We start from the raw sequence: 21,547 nt of genomic DNA, 5'->3' as shown, positions 1-21,547 counted from the left end.
ATCCCGAACTCAGCAGTGAAACGATGCATCGCCGATGGTAGTGTGGGGTTTCCCCATGTGAGAGTAGGTCATCGTCAAGATTAAATTCCAGAACCCCTGTTTGCTAACGCAAACAGGGGTTTTGTTTTTGGCGGTCGGAAAACATTCCTATGGACCCGCGCTTAATGCGGCCCGCCTCGTTTGCAGCCTGCGGTCGCCTTCAATGCTAAAGTCCATGCCTCGATTTTTCTTTTTCCAAGGAAGCCGTTATGCCGGATGCGACGTCCCTCAGCGCTGGATTCATGGTGGTTCACGGCAACCGCCTGGACGAACTGCGCAGCCTGGTAGTCAGCTGGATGCGTCGTTATCCGCTGGCGCCACTGGAAAACGAAATCGCCCTGGTGCAAAGCAACGGCATCGCTCAATGGCTCAAGCTAGCCTTGGCCGAAGACCCGGAAGAGGACGACATGGGCGGCTGCGGCATCGCTGCAGCCATCGATGTGCAGCTCCCTGGCAGCTTCATGTGGCAGCTCTATCGCAGAGTCTTGGGCAAAGATGAGATCCCGCCCAAGTCCCTGCTCGATAAAGCCCCACTGACCTGGCGCCTGATGCGCCTGCTCCCCGAGCTCATTGATCAACCGCACTTCGAGCCCCTACAGCGCTTCCTCAACCACGACACCGACCTGCGCAAACGCTATCAACTCGCCGAACGTTTGGCCGACCTGTTCGACCAATATCAGGTCTACCGCGCCGACTGGCTGGAAGATTGGGCCGCCGGCCGCCACCAACTGCGCAACGGTCGAGGCGAATCCAAGCCGCTAAATCCAGCGAACTGCTGGCAGGCAGAACTATGGCGTGCACTGCTGTTGGACGTGGGTGAAGAGGGCATGGCTCAAAGCCGCGCCGGTGTTCACCAGCGCTTCATCGAACGCATCAATAAACTGGAGAAAGCCCCGCCAGGCCTGCCATCCCGGGTGATTGTTTTCGGCATTTCGTCACTGCCCGCGCAGGCCTTGGAAGCCCTCGCCGGTTTAGCAAGGTTTAGCCAGGTCTTGCTCTGTGTGCACAACCCTTGCCGCCATCACTGGTCCGACATCGTCGCCGACAAAGACCTGCTGCGTAACGAATACAGACGCCAAGCGCGCAAGGCTGGCATGCCGGTCATTATCGACCCACACACCCTGCACCAGCACGCGCACCCGCTGCTCGCCGCCTGGGGCAAACAGGGCCGTGACTACATTAGCCTGCTGGACAGTTATGACGACCCCAACAGCTACCGCGCGGCCTTCCGCGACGGTCGTATCGATTTGTTCAGCGAAAGCGAGCCCACCACGCTGCTCAACCAGTTGCAGGACGATATCCTCGAACTACGCCCGCTCAACGAAACACGCGAGCTGTGGCCCGGCGTCGACCTCAATAACGACAGCTCCATTCGCTTCCACATCGCCCACAGCGCCCAACGCGAAGTGGAAATTCTCCACGATCAATTACTCCAGCGCTTCAGCGCCGACCCCAAGCTGCGCCCGCGTGACATCATCGTCATGGTCCCCGATGTCGACAGCTACGCGCCGCATATCCGCGCCGTGTTTGGCCAACTGGAAAGAAGTGATCCACGCTTCATCCCCTTTACCCTCACCGACCAAGGGCAGCGCGGCCGCGACCCTCTGCTGATCGCCGTCGAACACTTGCTCAAACTCCCCGACAGCCGCTTCCCCGTCAGCGAAGTCCTCGACTTGCTCGACGTCCCTGCCCTGCGCGAACGTTTCGCCATCAAGGAACGCGATCTGCCTACGCTGCACCGCTGGATCGAAGGCGCAGGCATCCGTTGGGGCCTCAATGCCGAACAACGCGCCGGCCTCGGCCTACCCCATGAGCTGGAACAAAACAGCTGGCGATTCGGCCTGCGCCGCATGTTGCTGGGTTACGCCGTCGGCACCGGTGTCGCCTGCGACGGCATTGAACCCTACGACGAAATCGGCGGCCTCGACGCGGCCCTGATCGGCCCGTTGGTCGCCTTGCTCGACGCACTCAACGACGCGCATCAGGCCCTGTCCCAACCAGCAGCCCCTCAAGCATGGGGCGAGCGGCTGCAACGCCTGATGCAACTGTTCTTCCTGCCCAGCAGCGAACACGACGACTACCTGCTGGGCCAACTCGAACAGCTCAGAGAAGACTGGCTGGAAACCTGTGAGTCCGTTGGCCTACAAGATGAGTTACCCCTCACCGTAGTCCGTGAAGCCTGGCTGGCCGGTCTCGACCAAGGCCGGCTGTCCCAGCGCTTTCTCGCCGGAGCTGTCAATTTCTGCACACTGATGCCTATGCGCGCGATTCCGTTCAAGCTCGTCTGCCTGCTCGGCATGAACGACGGCGACTACCCGCGCGCGCAACCGCCGCTGGACTTTGACCTCATGGGCAGCGACTACCGCCCCGGCGACCGTTCACGCCGCGAAGACGACCGCTACTTGCTGCTCGAGGCCCTGCTGTCCGCTCGCGACCAGCTCTACATCAGTTGGGTAGGCCGCAGCATCCGCGACAACAGCGACCGTCCAGCCTCGGTACTGATCGGCCAACTGCGCGACCATATCGCCAGCGGCTGGCATAACGCACACACAGAAGAACCGTTGCTGGAAGCAATGACCCAGGAACATCCGCTCCAACCCTTCAGCGCCCGCTATTTCCACGAAGGCGACGCGCTATACAGCTACGCCCGCGAGTGGCAATTGCTGCACGAAGCACCCGCTGCGCTCATACAAGAACACGAACTGGCAGAGCACCACCAGGAAGAACCGCTGAGCCTTGGCCAGTTGCAGGACTTCCTGCGCCACCCTGTCAAACATTTCTTCAGCCAACGTCTGAAAGTGTTCTTCGAAGCCGCCGAAGTACCGCTGGCCGATGAAGAACCTTTCGTCCTCGACGCGCTGCAACGCTACAGCCTCAGCGATAGTTTGCTAAACGCCGCACTGACCCAGCCCGATCACGTAGACCAGGCCCTCAATGCCCAAGCCCTGCGCCTGCAAGGCAGTGGCTTGCTGCCCATGGTCGGTTTCGGCGAGTGCCTGCGTAACGAACTGATCGAGCCGTTGCCCGATCTGCTACAACGCTACCAGCACTTATTGGCGCTCTGGCCGACACCACAAACAACCGCGGAACCGGTCAGTTTTGAGCATCAAGGCATCCAGCTCGAAGGTTGGATCAGTGGCTTGCATCGACGCAGTGATGGCGGCTTGCTCAGCGTCACTACCATCCCCAACAGCATCGGTTCGATCAAGACGCGTAAGTGGCACCGCCTGATTCGCCCTTGGGTCGATCACGTGGTGGCCTGCGCCTGCGGCCGGCCGCTGAGCACCGGTTTGGTCGCCAGTGACGACACCTTGCTGCTGGCGCCATTGGATAGATCCAGCGCCGAGGAAATCCTCGGCAACCTGCTGCTGGCCTGGCACACCGGCATGCGAAAACCGCTTCCGGTGGCCGTCAAAACCGCCTTCGCCTGGCTTGGCCAGACCGATCCCGCCAAGGCCCAGGCCGCCGCCAGTAAAGCCTACGAAGGTGATGGCCTGACCACCGACGGCGAACGCCGCGAAACCCCGGCGCTCACCCGCCAGTTCCCCGACTACGCCACGCTCATCGCCAGCGAAGAATTCGAAGGCTGGGCCGAAACCCTGTACCGCCCGTTGATCAACGCCCCGTGGCGATCGCTCAGCAGTGAGGAAGCCAGCGCATGATCAGTAAACCTTTGGCCCTGGCCTTCCCGCTCAAAGGCAGCCAGCTGATTGAAGCCAGTGCCGGCACCGGCAAGACCTTCACCATTTCCGCCCTGTACCTGCGCCTTGTACTCGGCCATGGTGGTGATGAGTCCGGCTTCGGCCGCGAACTGTTGCCGCCGCAAATTCTGGTGGTGACCTTCACCGACGCCGCCACCAAAGAGCTGCGCGAACGCATTCGCATTCGCCTGGCCGAGGCCGCACGCTTCTTCCGCGAAGAAATCGAACAACCCGATGCCCTGACCGCCGACCTGCGCGACGAGTACTCGCCCGAGCAATGGCCTGCTTGCGCCAATCGCCTGGACATTGCCGCCCAATGGATGGACGAAGCCGCCGTTTCGACCATCCACAGTTGGTGCCAGCGCATGCTGCGCGAACACGCGTTCGACAGCGGCAGCCTGTTCACCCAAACCCTGGAAACCGACCACAGCGACCTGCTCGGCGAAGTACTGCGCGACTATTGGCGGCTGTTCTGTTACCCAATGCACGACGACGCGCTCAACTGGGTGCGCAAAAACTGGAGTGGCCCCGCTGCGCTGATGCCGCGCGTGCGTGCGCTGTTCGGCAGTGAACGGCCTACCGACGAAGGCCGCGAGCCCGCCGAGCTGATCAACGCCTGCCTGCAAGAGCGCCGCGAAGCCCTGAGAACCCTCAAGGCACCGTGGCAACAATGGGCCGCCGAACTGCGCGACATCTGCCTGCAAGCTGTAGCTGCCAAAGCCGTCGACGGCCGCAAGATGCAAGCGCGTTACTTCGAACCCTGGTTCGAAAAGATCAGCGCCTGGGCCGCTGACGAAACCCTCGAACAACTGGACATCGGCACCGGCTTCACCCGCCTGACGCCAGACGGCATGGCCGAAGCCTGGAAGGGCGAGCCTCCACGCCACCCCGGCATCGACGCCATGGCCCGTCTCAAAGCCAGCCTCGACGCGTTGCCCACCCCTGACGCCGCCGTGTTGCAACACGCCGCCGGCTGGGTGGGTAAACGCTTCGAAGAAGAAAAACGCCGCCGCGCCGAGATGGGTTTCGACGATATGCTGATCCGCCTCAACGCCGCCCTGCAAACAGACGGCGGCGAGCGCCTGGCCAGTGTGATCCGCGAGCAGTTCCCGGTTGCCCTGATCGACGAGTTCCAAGACACCGACCCGGTGCAATACAGCATCTTCGACAGCATCTACCGCATCGAAGAAAACCACCTCGACAGCGGCCTGTTCCTGATCGGCGACCCCAAGCAGGCGATCTACGCCTTCCGCGGTGCCGACATCTACACCTACTTGCGCGCCCGCCAGTCCACCACCGGCCGCCATCACACTTTGGGCACCAACTTCCGCTCCAGCCATTCGATGGTCGAAGCGGTGAACCACGTGTTCCAACGTGCGGAAACCGGCCGTGGCGCATTCCTGTTCCGCGAGTCGAGCGGCGACAACCCGGTGCCGTTCCACTCGGTTCTATCCCAAGGCCGCAAAGAGCAACTGCAGGTCGATGGCCAGACGTTGCCGGCGATGAACCTCTGGCACCTGCCCACCGATCAGCCGATATCCAACGCGGTGTATCGCCAACAACTGGCCGCTGCCTGCGCCACGCACATTGTCGAGTTGCTCAATGGCGGACAGCAAGGCACGGCCGGCTTCGTAGTAGAACACAGCTTTAAAGGCGTACTGCCGTCAGACATCGCCATCCTGGTGCGCGACGGTAAAGAAGCCCAAGCCGTGCGCGCTGAGTTGGCCGCCCGTGGCGTGCGCAGCGTGTACCTGTCGGACAAAGACTCAGTCTTCGCCGCCCAGGAAGCCCACGATCTGCTGGCCTGGCTCAAAGCCTGCGCCGAGCCCGACGTCGAGCGCCCGCTGCGTGCCGCCTTGGCCTGCGTCACCTTAGACCTGTCACTGCCGGAACTGGAGCGTCTGAACCAGGACGAACTGGCGTGGGAAACCCGCGTAATGCAGTTCCGTGGCTACCGGGTAATTTGGCGCACCCAAGGCGTGCTGCCGATGTTGCGGCGCCTGTTGCATGATTTCAAACTGCCGCAAACACTGATCGCCCGCAGCGACGGTGAGCGTGTGCTGACCAACCTGCTGCACCTCAGCGAACTGCTGCAACAGGCTGCATCGGAGTTGGACGGCGAACAGGCGCTGATCCGTCATCTAGCCGAGCACCTGGCGCTGTCAGGTCAGGCCGGTGAAGAACAGATCCTGCGCTTGGAAAGCGACGAGCAATTGGTCAAGGTAGTGACCATCCACAAATCCAAAGGCCTGGAATACGACCTGGTGTTCCTGCCGTTCATCTGCTCGGCCAAGCCGGTGGATGGCAGCCGCTTGCCGCTGCATTACCACGACGAGCATGGCAAATCCCAGGTCAGCCTGCGGCCCACCGCCGAGCTGATTGCCCAAGCCGACGATGAGCGCCTGGCCGAAGACCTGCGCTTGTTCTACGTCGCCCTCACACGCGCCAAACATGCGTGCTGGCTCGGCATTGCCGACCTCAAGCGCGGCAATAACAGCAGCTCGGTATTGCACCTGTCAGCCCTGGGTTACTTGCTCGGCGCCGGTGCATCGTTGGGCGAGTCCGCCGCACTGGCGCGCTGGTTGCTGGACCTGCAGGAAGGCTGCGCCGCCATCCACTACAGCCAGGTGCCCGACGCGCAAGACGTCTTGTTCCACCCGCCGCGCAACGACGCCACCTTGCTCGCGCCGTTGCTGCCCAAGCGCAAGGCCGCTGAAAACTGGTGGATCGCCTCCTACAGTGCATTGCGCATTGGCGACAGCATGAGCGCCGCGCCCCTCGAAGCGCCGGAAAGCCCACAAGCCCAGAAGCTGTTCGACGACGAGCGCCTCGACCCTGATGCACCGCGCGAAGTCGCGGCGTCCGGCGGCGACATTCACCGTTTCCCACGCGGGCCTAACCCCGGCACCTTCCTTCACGGCCTGCTGGAGTGGGCGGGAGAGGAGGGCTTCAACGTCACTGCGCAGGCCATCGAAAAAGCCGTGGGCGCGCGCTGTAATCGGCGCAATTGGGAAGGCTGGATCGTCACCCTCAGCGGCTGGCTGAGCCACCTGCTGCAAACCACGCTGCCGGCGGATAATAACCACGTCACCCTCAGCAGCCTGCAGCAGTACCAGATCGAAATGGAGTTCTGGTTTGCCAGCCACAAAGTCGACGTGCTCGCCCTCGACAAGCTGGTGTGCCAGTACACCCACAACGGCGTGTCCCGTGTTGCCGCCGAGCCGGTGCTGCTCAACGGCATGTTCAAAGGCTTCATCGACCTGACCTTCGAACACGACGGCCGGTATTACGTGGCCGATTACAAATCCAACTGGCTCGGCCCCGACGATTCGGCCTACACCTTTGAGGCCATGGAGCAGTCGATCCTCGAGCATCGGTACGACCTGCAATACGTGCTTTACCTGCTGGCCTTGCACCGCCAACTGAACGCGCGCCTGCCCGATTACGACTACGACCGCCACGTCGGCGGTGCGCTCTACGTTTTCCTGCGCGGCACTCAATCGGTGAGCAAAGGTGCGTATTTCACCCGGCCGCCACGTGAACTGATCGAAGGCTTGGACCTGTTGTTCCAGGGCAAACCCATACCGCCCAAGGTCGAGCCCGCCTGGGAACAAGGAGTGCTGTTATGAGCCTGTCGCCGTTACCGCTTGAGGCGTTAGTGCCCCTCAGCCGCGCCGCCGACCTGGTGCAACTGCTGGAGCGTTGGGTTGACCGTGGCTGGCTGCGCGCGCTGGACAAAGCCTTTGTCGGTTTCCTCCACGAACTTGATCCGCTGGCCGACCCGCTGGTGCTGCTGGCAGCGGCGCTGACCAGCCACCAACTGGGCCATGGCCACGTGTGCCTCGACCTGTTCGAAACCCTCAAGGCCCCGGATTTCGCCCTGTCGCTGCCACCCGAAGGCGACCTGCAAACCGGCGCCATGTTGCTGCCGTCGCAATTGCTCGACGGCCTCGACGGCGCCCATTGGTGCCATGCGCTGGCCTCCAGCCAATTGGTCGCACTGGCCGCCGATGGCAGCGACGCCGCGCAAAGCCGACCCTTGGTGCTGTCCGGCAAACGCCTGTATTTGCGCCGCTACTGGACCTACGAACGGCGCATCGACACGGCTTTGCGCCTGCGCCTGGCCACCCAGGAAAACGTCGCGGCTGATTTGCCGCAGCGCCTCAACAGCCTGTTCGACCAGCCGCCGCCCGATGGCGTGATCGACTGGCAGAAACTCGCCTGCGCCCTGGCCACTCGCGGTGCCTTCAGCATCGTTACCGGCGGCCCGGGCACCGGCAAGACCACCACCGTGGTGCGCCTGCTCGCGCTGTTGCAGGCGCCCGCCGTGGAAGTCGGCAGCCCGTTGCGCATCCGTTTGGCCGCGCCCACCGGCAAAGCCGCCGCACGCCTCACCGAATCCATCAGCCAGCAAGTGCTGTCGCTGAAAGTGCCGGGCAGCGTGCGGGAAAAAATCCCGACCCAGGTCACCACTGTTCACCGCCTGTTGGGCAGCCGCCCGGGCACGCGGCACTTCCGCCACCACATTGGCAACCCATTGCCCCTGGACGTGCTGGTGGTGGACGAAGCCTCGATGATCGACCTGGAAATGATGGCCAACCTGCTGGACGCCTTGGCGCCTCACGCACGCTTAGTGTTGCTGGGCGACAAGGACCAACTCGCCTCGGTGGAAGCCGGCGCCGTACTCGGCGACTTATGCCGCGACGCCGAAGCCGGCTGGTACAGCCCCGACACGCGCCAGTGGCTGCAAGCAGTGAGCGGCGAAGACCTCAGCGCCAGCGGCCTGCACGAAGACCTCGACGCCAGCCATCCCCTGGCCCAACAAGTGGTGATGCTGCGCTACTCGCGGCGTTTCGGCGAAGGCAGCGGCATCGGCCAACTGGCGCGCTGGGTCAACCAGCAAAACGCCGAAGAGGCGCGCAAACTGCTCGCCGCCCGCAGCCACCACGACCTGTTCTGCCTCAGCCTCAAGGGCGAGCACGACCACGCCCTTGAGCGCCTGGTGCTGGACGGGCGAGGCGAGGACGCCCAGGGTTATCGCTATTACCTCAGCCTGCTGCAAAGTGCGCGGCCGGCCTTCAATACCCCGCGAGAGGACCTCGCCTGGACCCACTGGGCGCAGCAACTGCTGCAAGCCTTCGACGCGTTCCAACTGCTCTGCGCCGTGCGCAAAGGCCCCTGGGGCGTGGAAGGGCTGAACCTGCGCATCACCGCCGCCTTGCGCAAAGTGCGGCTGATCGAAAGCGATGACCAGTGGTACGAAGGCCGCCCGGTACTGATGACGCGCAACGATTACGGCCTGGGCTTGATGAACGGCGACATCGGCATCGCCCTCAAGCTGCCTGAAAGCGACGGCGGCCCGCAGGTGCTACGCGTAGCTTTCCCACGTAACGACGGCCAAGGCGGCGTACGTTTTGTACTGCCCAGCCGTCTGAATGACGTCGAAACCGTGTACGCCATGACCGTGCACAAATCCCAGGGCTCGGAATTTACCCACACCGCGCTGATCCTGCCGGAAGCGCTGAACCCGGTGCTGACCAAAGAGCTGATCTATACCGGCATCACCCGCGCCAAGCGCTGGTTCAGCTTGATCGAGCCGCGTGGCGGCGTGTTTGAGGAGGCCGTACGGCGCAAGGTCAAGCGCTTGAGCGGGCTGATGCTGGAATTGGACGTGCCGGCTGAAAAAACTGACTGATCGGTCATGAAATATTTCTGATTCAGTCGTTTGATTTTTCTGAAAAAATAGCGGATCTCGCGAAGACGGCTCTTCGCGGGGTTTTCTGTCGCTGTGCTATCGTTGCGGCATCACCCTGAAAAAATACCAGAGAGAATTGCTGCAATGACCGTGGCTGTCTCGCCCACAGAGCGTAGTTTGAGCTGGAGACGCATGTTACTGGTGGCGGTTCTGTGCCTGCTCGCGCCGTTTGCCAATGCGCAAACGCCAAGCCCGGCAGACCACCGTGCCCAGGCAGTCACCCAAGTGGTACTCGGCATCCTCAGTTACGCGCGCTGGCCGGTGGAGCCTGCGCAACTACGGCTGTGCATCGTCGGCCCCACCCAATACACCGATGACCTGATCAAAGGGACCACCCAGGCCACCGGTCGCCCGGTGGTGGTGCATCGCCTGCTGGCAGACCACCCGGATATCGTCAAGGCCTGCGACGCCGTGTACATCGGCAAACTCTCCGACGATGAGCGCACTCGGCTGTTCGCGTCGCTGATTGGCCACCCGGTGCTCAGCATCAGCGAAGGCGGCGACCGATGCACCGTGGGCAGCTTGTTCTGCCTGCGCGTGGGCGATGAGCAGGTGTCGTTCGAGGTCAACTTGGACTCCGTCGCCCGCAGTGGCGTGCGCATTCACCCCAGCGTGTTGCAACTGTCCCGTCGTCGAGCGCCGACGCCATGAGCAAACCAAAAGCGCGGCCGACCTTGCGTTCGGTCATCGGCCGTGGGCATTTGATCCTGGCGTTGGTCGCCGTGACCCTGGCCAGCGTGTCCTTGACCCTGCTTGGCGTGCTGGCATTGCGTGTGTATGCCGATCACAACCTGAACCTGATCGCGCGCTCCATCAATTACACCGTGGAAGCGGCGGTGGTGTTCAACGACAGCGCCGCCGCTGCCGAAACGCTCAGCCTGATCGCCTCTACCGAAGAGGTGGCTCAGGCCGAAGTTTTCGATGCCAACGGCAAGCTGCTGGCGCAATGGGTACGGCCGGAAACCGGGATGTTGTCGCAAGTGGAATTGGCCCTGGCGCATACCTTGCTCGAACAACCCATCAGCCAGCCGATCCTGCACCAAGGCCGAACTGTCGGCAGCATTCACCTCGTCGGTCATGGCGGCAGCCTGCTGCGCTTTCTGCTCAGCGGGCTGGCCGGGATCCTGATCTGCACCGCGCTCAGTGCCTGGGTGGCGTTGTACCTGGCGCGGCGCTTGCTGCTCGGCATTACTCAACCCCTGCAAAGCCTTGCTTCGGTGGCTCACGCCGCCCGCAGCGAACGCGATTTTGACCGCCGCGTACCACCGGCGCAAATCGCCGAACTTGACAGCCTCGGCAGCGACTTCAATGCTTTGCTCGGCGAGATGGAAGCCTGGCAAAGCCACCTGCAAAGTGAAAACGAAACCCTCGCCCACCAGGCCAGCCACGACAGCCTCACCGGCCTGCCCAACCGCGCGTTTTTCGAAGGCCGGCTGATTCGCGCGCTGCGCAGCGCCGCCAAGGTCAACGAGCGGGTGGCCGTGTTGTTCCTCGACAGCGACCGCTTCAAAGACATCAACGACAACTTTGGCCACGCCGCCGGCGATGCCGTGCTGGTCGCCGTCGCCGAACGCGTGCGCGCGCAATTGCGTGAAGACGACTTGGTGGCGCGCCTGGGCGGCGATGAATTCGCAGTGCTGCTGGCGCCGCTGCACAAACTCGAAGATGCCCAGCGCATCGCCGACAAGATCATTGCCAGCATGGACAAACCGATCCCGCTGCCCGGCAATACCCAGGTGTTGACCTCCCTCAGTATCGGCATTGCCGTTTATCCCGAACATGGTGCCACCCCCGGCACCCTACTCAATGCCGCCGATGCGGCGATGTACCAGGCCAAACGATTATCCCAGGGCGGCCAGCAAACGGCGGAATCTGCGCCCACCGCCGCCAATGTTAACCACAGGAGTTGATCCCTTGTTCTCGACCGCGCGCTTTATGCTTATTACTTTACTGGTGGCATTCCTTGCTCTTGGCGGCTGCCAGACGCCCCCACCCAAGGGCCTGACCCCGGCCCAAGTCGCGGTCCTCAAACAACAAGGCTTCGAACTCACCGACGAAGGCTGGGCCTTCGGCCTGTCGGGCAAAGTGCTGTTCGGCAGCGACGTTGAAAGCCTCAACAAAGCCAGCACCGACATCGTCGAACGCATCGGCAAAGCCTTGGTCGGCGCCGGCATCGAACGCGTACGCGTCGACGGCCATACCGACGCCTCGGGCAAAGAGAGCTACAACCAACAACTGTCCCTGCGCCGCGCCAAAAGCGTTGGCAAAGTGCTGACCGGTGTGGGCATGAAAGAAGAAAACATCCAACTGCGCGGTCTCGGCAGCAGCGAGCCGGTGGCGCCGAACACCACGGTCGCAGGACGTACCGAGAATCGGCGCGTGTCGATTGTGGTGATCGCCGACTAAGCGCCTCACCGCTAGAAGCGGACGCAGAGCGTCCAGGGCGGTATTCCCACGCAGAGCGTGGGAACGATCTAAACGATCTCAAATGTTGCAATGCAATCCAAGGTGGGAGCTGGCTTGCCTGCGATAGCGGTGTATCAGTAGCCGATGTGCTGACTGACCCACCACCATCGCAGGCAAGCCAGCTCCCACACTTATTTGCGCCTGACCAAAGTTTCGCGCCCACCATAATTCAAAAATGTGGGAGCGGGCTTGCTCGCGAATGCGGTGTATCAGCGGCAATGTGCTGACTGACCCACCGCCATCGCAGGCAAGCCAGCTCCCACACTTATTTGCGCCTAACCAAAATTTTGCGCCCGCCGTAGTTCAAGTGTGGGAGCCGGGCTTGCCCGCGATGGCGGTCGTTCAGCCGATGATTTATTGACTGACCCACCGCATTCGCGAGCAAGCCCGCTCCCACATTGAGGCACTGTTCGCTTAACTGCTCGGCGTTATCGCCTGCGTCAAGTCATCCACCACAGACTTGCCCATCGCATACATCCATGACGAATCTTGATGGCTAAGGTGATGAGGTTTCGCTTTTTCGCAAGCGGTGGGCTTAGTTCAATGGCCGCTCTAACTAACCACCGTAAAGAATTGCGATGAACATATTCAGCCAAGAGGTATCCAGCCGTTCAACAGCCTTGGTTGACGAGCTACATGGCACACCAACTGACTTTCGGGAAAAGCAGCCAATGACTATCAGTAACCCTGAGGTACTTGCTCTGATTTACTCCGGAGCTGATGTAACGGTTGATTCGTCTATGTTCTCGGCGTTGCAACGTAATAGTCAGGCAATAGCTGCCCGAGATTCGAAGAGCCAAGTTACGTTCCGAAATGCAACGGTTATGGACCAATTGGAACGGTTAGCGCTGTCGAAAAGTGCACCCAGCGCTGTGCATTTCGACTTTTCTTGAGCGTTATCTCGATACCCGAGATGGCAAGGTTTCAGACAGGGCCTGCCAAATATTCGAAGTCCTTTATCTCCAAAAAAAGCCGAGCCCCATGGAAAACTCCGATATCGCGATCACGCTGGTCTTGATCTCTGCTTTTATGCACGCCACTTGGAATGCCGTAGTCCGCGCCGGTAGCAGTCGCTTCATGACCTTGGCCCTGGTCGATGGCACCGCGCTGGTGATTTGCCTGTTGGCATTGCCGTTTGTCAGTGTGCCGAGCCTGGAGGTAGGGGGCTATATCCTCGTCTCCGTGGTGCTCAACTCGGTCTATCGGCTATTTCTGATCAAGGCGTATGAAACAGGTGACTTCGGCCAGGTTTACCCCGTAATGCGTGGGGTGCCGCCCGTATTAGTCGCGCTGTTTTCCTACTTTCTGCTGCATGAACAATTGTCACCCCAGGCACTAACGGGTGTGTTGCTGATTTGTGTGGGGATCATCAGCCTGACTTTTGTGCGTAGGATGACGGCGCAGATGTTCAAGCCGATCCTCATGGCGGTGTGCGCCGGTGTGTTTATTGCGTCTTACACGGTGGTCGATGCCAAAGGTGTAAGAGCCAGTGAGACGGTGCTGCAGTACATCATCTACCTGACGGTGTTCCAGAGTATTCCGATCCCGGTGCTGGCGTTTTCCAAAGAGCGCTCAGCCTTGGCTCAAGCAATACGTGGGCATTGGCGAGTCGGCCTATTAGGCGGCGTTTTTTACCTCGCGTCGTACGGATTGGTGTTGTTTGCGTTGTCGCTGGACGCGGTCGCCAAGGTCTCAGCGCTGCGGGAAACCAGTGTTATTATCGGCGCCATTATTGCCGCGCTGTTCTTTCATGAACGCTTCGGTTGGCGACGGATGCTGTCGGCATTCGTCATTGTTTGCGGGATCATCTTGATCAAAGTGAGCACCTGATGGCCCAGCGTCCGCCTCCTACACCGATGCTTCAAGCGTTCGTCAGCGCAGCGCAAACCGGTAGTTTTGCGCGTGCAGCCTCTGAGCTCAACCTCACCGCCAGTGCCATCAGTCATCAAATTGCAGGCCTGGAAGAGTGGTGGGGCGTGCAGCTATTTGAGCGGCACTCGCGTGGCGTCAATCTGACGGTGGCGGGGCAGGCTTTGTTGCCGGTAACCGACGTTTTTTTCAAGGCGCTGGACGGAGTGCTGCATTCACTCAATCCCGGTAAATCCCAGCCGTTGTACCTCTCATGCACGTCTTCCCTCTGTTCGACGTGGCTGATCCCCAGAATGCACGGCTCGCACGCTGAGGCCTCGTTCAACCTTGATCTAGTGTTGACCAGCGCCGATATGAGCGGCGCCAGCCTGGAGGCTCATCAATACGATGTTGCGGTGGTGATGGGTTACGGTGACTACCCGGATCATCATGTCGAACTGCTGATGCGCGATGCAGTGTTCCCGGTTTGTTCGCCGGAGTTTCTGCGGTTGAAGGGTGATATTGCGCTGGACGATGTCGCCCGGTATCCGCTGATTCATCGGGTGGACGATCAGGTATGCCCGGGATGGGAAAGCTGGTTTGCGTTTCAGGGGCTTACTGCGCCGCCGTATCACCATGGGCCTAGATTTCCGGATTCGAGCCTGGCGATCAGCCTGGCGGTGAAGGGCGGAGGGATTGCGCTGGGTAGGACTGCGTTGGTGTATGACCAATTGGAAGACGGCGCGTTGGTTGCGTTAAATAGCCCTGTGATGATGTCGCCAGCGGCTTACTACATCATTTGCCGAAACGGACGAGAGACGGAACCGGATATCGCTCGCTTGATTGATTGGCTCAAGATCAGCGCGGGCGAGTTTCTGCGGGAAGTTCGGGGTCGGCACCCGCAAATAGCCGGGGTTGGCGCGATCTAAAGTGGGAAAAGAGCGAGCTTCTCCGATCGTTCCCACGCCCCGCGTGGGAATGCATCCTGTGACGCTCTGCGTCACGACTTCAACAGCAGACGCAGAGCGTCCAGGGCGGCATTCCCACGCAGAGCGTGGGAATGATCTGGCGTTTAGCTCGCGGGCGTCATCGCCTGCGTCAGGTCATCCACCACGGCCTTGCCCATTTCACACAGGTAATGCGCGGCCCATGCGTATTGCTCGCCGCGCACATCCATGGCGGCTTCCATGGCGAGTTTCTTGGAGTAAAAAAGCAGGGTGGAGGCGTGTTCCAGGGCTTGCTCAATCGGCATGCCGGCATTGACGCGGAACAGGGGTTTTTGGTTTTCGCCGTAGTCGCCGAAGGTGACGACGCCGAGGGTGGTGATGGAGGAAAGCGGTGGATCGGGGACGATTTTGCTCATGACGATTGCTCTCTGCTGAAGTAGAGCTGCCACATCACATCGCTAAACATGAAGAGGGTGGCAGCTGTGTGCAGGTTAGCGATCCGGGTTGAGAGACCCCGGGTAGACTCAAGGTCTCCCGCACACAGCCGCCATAAAACGCTAAAAGCTGGCAAGAACCAGCTAATACTGTTGGAAGCGGTGCCTCATAAAATCCGGATCGCTAAACCCGATCGCTGATGTGCAGCGACCCAGGGAGGCTAGTGACCCAAACGGTAAGGCGCAATAGGGTGGAGAGTCTCTAGGAAACGTCCTGCAATTTAAAGCGAATCGTCGTTGATGGCCCTTTAATCCGCAAACTTGATCTCCCGCGTCTCCCCCATCAACAACCCCTGATTCTGCTCCGTCACTTCCCTGATGTAGTCCCACAACAACGTAATCCGCTTCAGCTTCCTCAAATCCTCCCGGCAATACATCCAAAACTGGCGAGTAATCGCAATCTGCTCCCCCAACACCGGCAACAACCGCGGATCCTGCGCCGCCAAAAAGCACGGCAATATCGCCATCGACCGGCCCTGCTGCGCCGCGACGTACTGCGCTATCACGCTGGTACTGCGCAAACTCGCGCTGGCGCCGGGCACCACATTCGCCAGGTACAACAGCTCCGAACTGAACGCCAAGTCATCCACATAGCTGATAAACGGATGCTCAGCCAAGTCCGCCGGGCGCTGGATGGGCGGGTGTTGGTCGAGGTAGTCCTGGGTCGCGTACAGCTGCAGTTTGTAGTCGCACAGTTTGCAGCACACGTACGGCCCGTGTTCCGGGCGTTCCAGGGCGATGACGATGTCGGCTTCGCGCTTGGACAGGCTGATGAAGTGGGGCAGGGGCAGGATGTCGACTGAGATGGCCGGGTAGGTGTCGACGAAGTGGCTGAGCTGCGGGGTGACGAAAAAGCTGCCGAAGCCTTCGGTGCAGCCCATGCGCACATGGCCGGACAGCGCCACGCCGGAGCCGGAGACTTGCTCGCAGGCCATGTGCAAGGTGCTTTCGATGGACTCCGCGTAACCCAGTAAACGCTGGCCCTCGGGGGTGAGCACAAAACCGCTGGTCCGGGATTTTTCGAACAGCAGCGTGCCGAGCGACACTTCCAACGAGCTGATACGCCGCGACACGGTGGTGTAGTCCACCGCCAGGCGTTTGGCGGCGACGCTGGCCTTGCGGGTGCGGGCCACTTCGAGGAAAAACTTCAGGTCATCCCAATTCAGGGAGCCCAGTGATGTGATGTTTTTTTGCATATTGGACCGGCTTTTATGTGCGTTCTTATTAGAGATTTGCACATCTATACTCCAAAAACAGTCCGAACGCCTCATTCCCAAGGCGATTCACGCGCCTTGTCTGTGCATAACTACAAGATTGGAGACCACATGAACGCTTCTGCCGACATTTCCGTGCAACAGGTCAAGTTGCTGATCAACGGTGAATGGGTCGAGTCAAAGACCACCCATTGGCAAGACATCGTCAACCCGGCCACCCAGCAAGTGCTGGCCAAAGTCCCTTTCGCTACCGCCGATGAAGTCAATGCGGCCATCGACGCTGCCCATCAGGCCTTCCAGACTTGGAAGCTGACGCCGATCGGCGCGCGCATGCGCATCATGCTCAAGCTGCAAGCCCTGATTCGCGAGCATTCTAAACGCATTGCTGTGGTCCTCAGTGCCGAGCAGGGTAAGACCATTGCCGATGCCGAGGGCGATATTTTCCGAGGCCTGGAAGTGGTCGAACACGCGTGCTCTATCGGCACCTTGCAGATGGGCGAATTCGCTGAAAACGTCGCCGGTGGCGTCGACACCTACACCCTGCGCCAACCTATCGGCGTGTGCGCCGGTATTACCCCGTTCAACTTCCCGGCAATGATTCCGCTGTGGATGTTCCCGATGGCGATTGCCTGCGGTAACACGTTCGTCCTCAAGCCGTCCGAGCAAGACCCGCTATCGACTATGTTGCTGGTGGAGCTGGCGCTGGAAGCCGGTGTTCCGGCTGGCGTGCTCAACGTAGTACACGGCGGCAAGGATGTGGTGGATGCGCTGTGCACCCATAAAGACATCAAGGCGGTGTCCTTCGTCGGTTCGACTGCTGTGGGTACCCACGTGTACGACCTGGCCGGTAAACACGGCAAGCGTGTGCAGTCGATGATGGGCGCCAAGAACCACGCCGTGGTGCTGCCGGACGCCAATCGCGAACACACGCTGAATGCACTGGTCGGTGCCGGTTTCGGCGCGGCGGGCCAGCGTTGCATGGCCACCTCGGTGGTGGTGCTGGTGGGCGCGGCCAAGCAATGGCTGCCGGACCTCAAGGCGTTGGCGCAAAAGCTCAAAGTGAATGCCGGCAGTGAAGCCGGTACGGATGTCGGCCCGGTGATTTCCAAACGTGCCAAGGCGCGCATCCTGGAACTGATCGAAAGCGGCGTGAAAGAAGGCGCCAAGCTGGAGCTGGACGGGCGCGACATCAAGGTGCCGGGCTTCGAGCAAGGCAACTTTGTTGGCCCGACCCTGTTCTCGGGCGTGACCACTGACATGCAGATTTACACCCAGGAAATCTTCGGCCCGGTGCTGGTGGTGCTGGAGGTTGCGACCCTCGATGAGGCCATCGCGCTGGTCAACGCCAACCCGTTCGGCAACGGCACCGGCCTGTTCACCCAAAGCGGTGCGGCGGCGCGTAAGTTCCAGAGCGAAATCGATGTAGGCCAAGTCGGCATCAACATCCCGATCCCTGTGCCGGTGCCGTTCTTCAGCTTCACCGGTTCCCGTGGTTCCAAGCTCGGCGACCTGGGCCCGTACGGCAAGCAAGTGGTGCAGTTCTACACCCAGACCAAAACCGTGACGAGCCGCTGGTTCGACGACGACACGGTCAATGATGGCGTCAACACCACCATCAACCTGCGCTGATTTGGGGAGACGACCATGAAGATTGCATTTATCGGCTTGGGCAACATGGGCGCGCCCATGGCCCGCAACCTGATCAAGGCCGGGCACGCGCTGAACCTGTTCGACCTGAACCAAACCGTGCTCAAAGAATTGGCCGAGTTGGGCGGCACCATCAGCGACTCACCACGCGATGCCTCGAAAGACGCCGAGCTGGTGATTACCATGCTGCCGGCCGCAGCCCATGTGCGTAGCGTGTGGCTGAATGAGGACGGCGTTTTGGCCGGCATCGGCAAAGGCGTACCTGCCGTGGATTGCAGCACCATCGACCCGCAAACTATCCGCGATGTGTCCGCAGCCGCGGCCAAGCAAGGTGTGGTGGTGGCCGATGCGCCTGTCTCCGGCGGCACCGGCGGCGCCCAGGCAGGGACTTTGACCTTCATGGTCGGCGCCCCCCTGGAACTGTTCGCCACCCTGCAACCGGTGCTGGCGCAGATGGGCCGTAACATTGTGCATTGCGGCGACGTCGGCACCGGCCAGATCGCCAAGATCTGCAACAATCTGCTGCTCGGCATCAGCATGGTCGGCGTCAGCGAAGCCATGGCCCTGGGCGATGCACTGGGCATCGACACCCAAGTGCTGGCGGGCATCATCAACAGCTCCACGGGGCGCTGCTGGAGTTCAGACACCTACAACCCGTGGCCGGGCGTGATCGAAACCGCGCCGTCTTCGCGCGGTTACACCGGTGGTTTTGGCGCCGACCTGATGCTCAAGGACCTGGGCCTGGCCACCGAAGCGGCACGCCAGGCCAAGCAACCGGTGATTCTCGGTGCCGTGGCCCAGCAGTTGTATCAATCGATGAGCCAGCGCGGGGACGGTGGCAAGGACTTCTCGGCGATCATCAACAGCTATCGCAAACCCAAGTAAAGTGGTGAGCCCGCTTGTCGTGACAAGCGGGCTTTCTGTGGCAAGCCCGCTCGCCACAGGTAACGTGGTCGCTCAGGCAAACACAAAATACTTACGCACCGTCTCGATCACTTCCCACGTGCCCTTCATCCCTGGTTCCACCACAAAGATATCCCCAGCCCGCAAGTGAATCGGCTCCATGCCTTCGGGGGTGATCACGCAGTAGCCTTCCTGGAAATGGCAGTATTCCCACTTCACGTATTCCACGTACCACTTGCCCGGTGTGCAGATCCAGGTGCCCATGATCTTGCTGCCGTCTTCGCTGGTGTAGGCGTTCAGGTTGACGGTGTGCGGGTCGCCTTCGAGTTTCTCCCATTTGCAGGCATCCAGGACCGGCAGAGGGTGGGTGTCGCGCAGTACGGTGATGGGCTTGGACATGATGACTCCGAGGCAGTGAATGCAAAGGTGAACCCTAAGGCCTTGGGCGTTGCGTCAGTGGTCTGAACTCGACATCGGGATGCCCAGAAGCGCAGGCGGATGCGATTCCTCTGACACCCATGCAGTCCATGTGGGAGCGGGCTTGCTCGCGAATGCGTTGGGTCAGCCTAAGTATTCAGTGACTGGCACTCTGCATTCACGAGCAAGCCCGCTCGCACATTGGATCTTCAGTGTTTGAGCTGCTTTCGTCAGACGAAACTTTCGGGCGTCAATCCGCAATTTCCTCGCAGTAAGTACGAAAGATTCCGCGCTTGGCGCAGGAATTAGCAAGAATATTCGCAGCTGGCCCTCGTATCATTCACCTCAGTGACAACCGAGAGCCTTGAAATGAACCCAATAAAAACGTGGTGGGATATCAGCCCGCCCTTGAGCACGGCCACCCCGACCTGGCCGGGCGATACGCCGTTCCAGGAAGAGCGCGTGTGGCAGTTCGGCCCCGAGTGCCCGGTGAATGTGGGGCGCGTGACCTTCTCGCCGCACACCGGCGCCCATGTCGATGCACCGCTGCATTACAGCGCGGACGGCGCGCCGATTGGCGAGGTGTCGCTGGACGTGTACATGGGCCCGTGCCGGGTGCTGCATTGCCTGGGCAGTGGCGCGCTGGTGCAGCCGCATCAACTGCAAGGGCGTGTGGATAACCTGCCGGAGCGCGTGCTGCTGCGCACTTATCCACAAGCGCCGCTGACGGCATGGGATTCGAACTTCACCGCCATCGCGCCGCAAACCATTGAGCTGCTCGCCAGCCTGGGTGTGCGCCTGATCGGTATTGATACGCCTTCGCTGGACCCGCAACAGTCCAAGACCATGGATTCCCACAACGCCGTGGCCCGCCATGGCATGGCGATTCTCGAAGGCATCGTGCTCGATGACGTACCGGAGGGCGACTATGAACTGATCGCGCTGCCGCTGCGCTTTGCCAACCTGGACGCGAGCCCGGTCCGCGCCATTCTCCGCCCGCTCAAGGAGCTTACGCGATGAGCCAATGTCCCTTCTCTGCTGACTACCAACCGCCGGAAGAATGGCATAACGCCGAGCTGAATTTTTCCGAGTCGATGAGCTACGGCGACTACTTGGACCTGGGCAAAGTCCTCAGCGCTCAGCACCCGCTGTCGCCGGACCACAACGAAATGCTCTTTATCATCCAGCACCAGACGTCCGAGCTGTGGATGAAACTGATGCTGCACGAGCTCAAGGCCGCCCGCGAGCACGTGCGTATGGGCGAGTTGCCGCCGGCGTTCAAGATGCTGGCGCGGGTGTCGCGGATCTTTGATCAGTTGGTGCACGCCTGGGCGGTGCTGGCGACCATGACGCCGTCGGAATACAAGGCGATCCGCCCGTTCCTGGGGCAGTCGTCGGGGTTCCAGTCGTTCCAGTACCGTGAGATCGAATTTATCCTCGGCAATAAAAGCGCGGCGCTGTTGCGTCCTCACGCGCATCGGCCGGAGTTGTTGAACGAATTGAAAGTGGCGATCGCCACACCGTCGCTGTATGACGAGGCGATCAATCTGATGGCCAAGGCAGGCTTGGCGATTGATCCCAAGCGCGCCGAACGCGACCCGACGGCGGCCACGGTTCACGATGAGTCCGTGGAAGCGGCCTGGCGTGAGGTGTATCGCGACCCGAGCCGGTATTGGGATTTGTATCAGTTGGCCGAGAAGTTTATTGATTTGGAGGATTCGTTCCGCCAATGGCGCTTCCGGCATGTCACCACGGTGGAGCGGATTATCGGCTTCCAGCCGGGCACTGGCGGTACCGAGGGCGTGGGCTATTTGCGCAAGATGCTCGACACGGTGTTGTTCCCCGAGCTGTGGCGAGTGCGTTCAACGCTATAAAAAAAGCCCCGGAATCCCGGGGCTTTTTCATTTGGAATGCAATCAAAACTGTGGGAGCGGGCTTGCTCGCGAATGCGGTGTGTCAGCCAATACATGTGCTGACTGATCCACCGCATTCGCGAGCAAGCCCGCTTGTATGGTTAGACTTGTTGGGGTGGTGGGACTAAAAGCCAGCATCTGACTCTAGCCAGTACAGACCGTGGGAGACTTCGCCCCACCCCTTCACCAAAGCGCCGATAAGG

The 21,547-nt window shown here is 60.9% G+C and carries 15 protein-coding genes and 1 rRNA gene; 13 read left to right on the top strand and 3 right to left on the bottom strand.

What is annotated here, in order from left to right; genetic code table 11:
• The 9 genes from rrf to E0F99_RS21605 form a co-directional block, all read left to right on the top strand.
• Positions 1-80 (top strand): 5S ribosomal RNA (gene rrf, locus E0F99_RS31230); the annotation flags it as partial.
• A gap of 168 nt (positions 81-248) precedes the next feature.
• On the top strand, positions 249-3,701 hold the full coding sequence (gene recC / locus E0F99_RS21645) for an exodeoxyribonuclease V subunit gamma (protein WP_130908914.1): 3,453 nt from the start codon (positions 249-251) through the stop codon (positions 3,699-3,701).
• On the top strand, positions 3,698-7,369 hold the full coding sequence (recB, locus tag E0F99_RS21640; protein WP_083356760.1) for an exodeoxyribonuclease V subunit beta: 3,672 nt from the start codon (positions 3,698-3,700) through the stop codon (positions 7,367-7,369). The genes recC and recB overlap by 4 nt, the downstream gene beginning before the upstream one ends.
• Positions 7,366-9,435: an exodeoxyribonuclease V subunit alpha gene (gene recD / locus E0F99_RS21635; protein ID WP_083356761.1), complete on the top strand. Its 2,070-nt coding sequence runs from the start codon at positions 7,366-7,368 to the stop codon at positions 9,433-9,435. Before recB ends, recD begins: the two co-directional genes overlap by 4 nt.
• A gap of 144 nt (positions 9,436-9,579) precedes the next feature.
• Positions 9,580-10,146, top strand: a complete 567-nt coding sequence (gene yfiR, locus E0F99_RS21630) for a regulatory sequestration protein YfiR (RefSeq protein WP_083356762.1) — start codon at positions 9,580-9,582, stop codon at positions 10,144-10,146.
• Complete coding sequence (dgcN, locus tag E0F99_RS21625) at positions 10,143-11,405, top strand: diguanylate cyclase DgcN/YfiN (protein ID WP_083356763.1); 1,263 nt, start codon at positions 10,143-10,145, stop codon at positions 11,403-11,405. The genes yfiR and dgcN overlap by 4 nt, the downstream gene beginning before the upstream one ends.
• A gap of 4 nt (positions 11,406-11,409) precedes the next feature.
• Positions 11,410-11,901 (top strand): outer membrane lipoprotein YfiB, encoded by a 492-nt coding sequence (yfiB, locus tag E0F99_RS21620; RefSeq protein WP_083356764.1) that lies wholly within the window; start codon positions 11,410-11,412, stop codon positions 11,899-11,901.
• A 1,041-nt stretch (positions 11,902-12,942) separates the two neighbouring features.
• Positions 12,943-13,791 carry an EamA family transporter gene (locus tag E0F99_RS21610; RefSeq protein ID WP_083356766.1) on the top strand — a complete coding sequence of 283 codons (849 nt, stop codon included), beginning with the start codon at positions 12,943-12,945 and terminating at the stop codon, positions 13,789-13,791.
• Positions 13,791-14,738: a LysR substrate-binding domain-containing protein gene (locus E0F99_RS21605; RefSeq protein ID WP_083356767.1), complete on the top strand. Its 948-nt coding sequence runs from the start codon at positions 13,791-13,793 to the stop codon at positions 14,736-14,738. Before E0F99_RS21610 ends, E0F99_RS21605 begins: the two co-directional genes overlap by 1 nt.
• 143 nt (positions 14,739-14,881) lie before the next feature.
• On the opposite strand, the gene E0F99_RS21600 is transcribed toward E0F99_RS21605, so the two are convergent.
• Together E0F99_RS21600 and E0F99_RS21595 are read right to left on the bottom strand one after the other, a co-directional pair.
• Positions 14,882-15,172 carry a DUF3077 domain-containing protein gene (locus E0F99_RS21600; protein WP_083356768.1) on the bottom strand — a complete coding sequence of 97 codons (291 nt, stop codon included), beginning with the start codon at positions 15,170-15,172 and terminating at the stop codon, positions 14,882-14,884.
• 326 nt (positions 15,173-15,498) lie between these two features.
• Positions 15,499-16,446, bottom strand: coding sequence for a LysR family transcriptional regulator (locus E0F99_RS21595; protein ID WP_083356769.1), 948 nt, complete (start codon positions 16,444-16,446; stop codon positions 15,499-15,501).
• A gap of 129 nt (positions 16,447-16,575) precedes the next feature.
• Here E0F99_RS21595 and E0F99_RS21590 point away from each other — a divergent pair, with 129 nt between their 5' ends.
• Together E0F99_RS21590 and mmsB are read left to right on the top strand one after the other, a co-directional pair.
• A complete protein-coding gene (locus tag E0F99_RS21590) occupies positions 16,576-18,093 on the top strand; it encodes a CoA-acylating methylmalonate-semialdehyde dehydrogenase (RefSeq protein WP_083356770.1) in 1,518 nt (505 codons plus the stop codon).
• Positions 18,094-18,108: 15 nt separating this feature from the next.
• The gene (mmsB, locus tag E0F99_RS21585) at positions 18,109-18,996 is read left to right on the top strand and encodes a 3-hydroxyisobutyrate dehydrogenase (RefSeq protein ID WP_083356771.1); all 888 of its coding nucleotides are present in this window, start codon (positions 18,109-18,111) and stop codon (positions 18,994-18,996) included.
• A gap of 72 nt (positions 18,997-19,068) precedes the next feature.
• Here mmsB and E0F99_RS21580 read toward each other — a convergent pair whose 3' ends face one another.
• Complete coding sequence (locus E0F99_RS21580; protein WP_083356772.1) at positions 19,069-19,413, bottom strand: cupin domain-containing protein; 345 nt, start codon at positions 19,411-19,413, stop codon at positions 19,069-19,071.
• Positions 19,414-19,800: 387 nt separating this feature from the next.
• On the opposite strand from E0F99_RS21580, the gene kynB reads away from it, so the two are divergent.
• Positions 19,801-20,451: an arylformamidase gene (kynB, locus tag E0F99_RS21575; protein WP_083356773.1), complete on the top strand. Its 651-nt coding sequence runs from the start codon at positions 19,801-19,803 to the stop codon at positions 20,449-20,451.
• Positions 20,448-21,305 carry a tryptophan 2,3-dioxygenase gene (gene kynA / locus E0F99_RS21570; RefSeq protein ID WP_064454131.1) on the top strand — a complete coding sequence of 286 codons (858 nt, stop codon included), beginning with the start codon at positions 20,448-20,450 and terminating at the stop codon, positions 21,303-21,305. Before kynB ends, kynA begins: the two co-directional genes overlap by 4 nt.
• The last annotated feature ends 242 nt before the right edge of the window (positions 21,306-21,547 follow it).

It is taken from the genome of Pseudomonas antarctica, assembly GCF_900624995.1.
In the GTDB taxonomy this organism is placed as follows: Bacteria; Pseudomonadota; Gammaproteobacteria; order Pseudomonadales; family Pseudomonadaceae; genus Aquipseudomonas; species Aquipseudomonas antarctica.
This window is presented reverse-complemented; position numbering and strand designations above follow the sequence as displayed.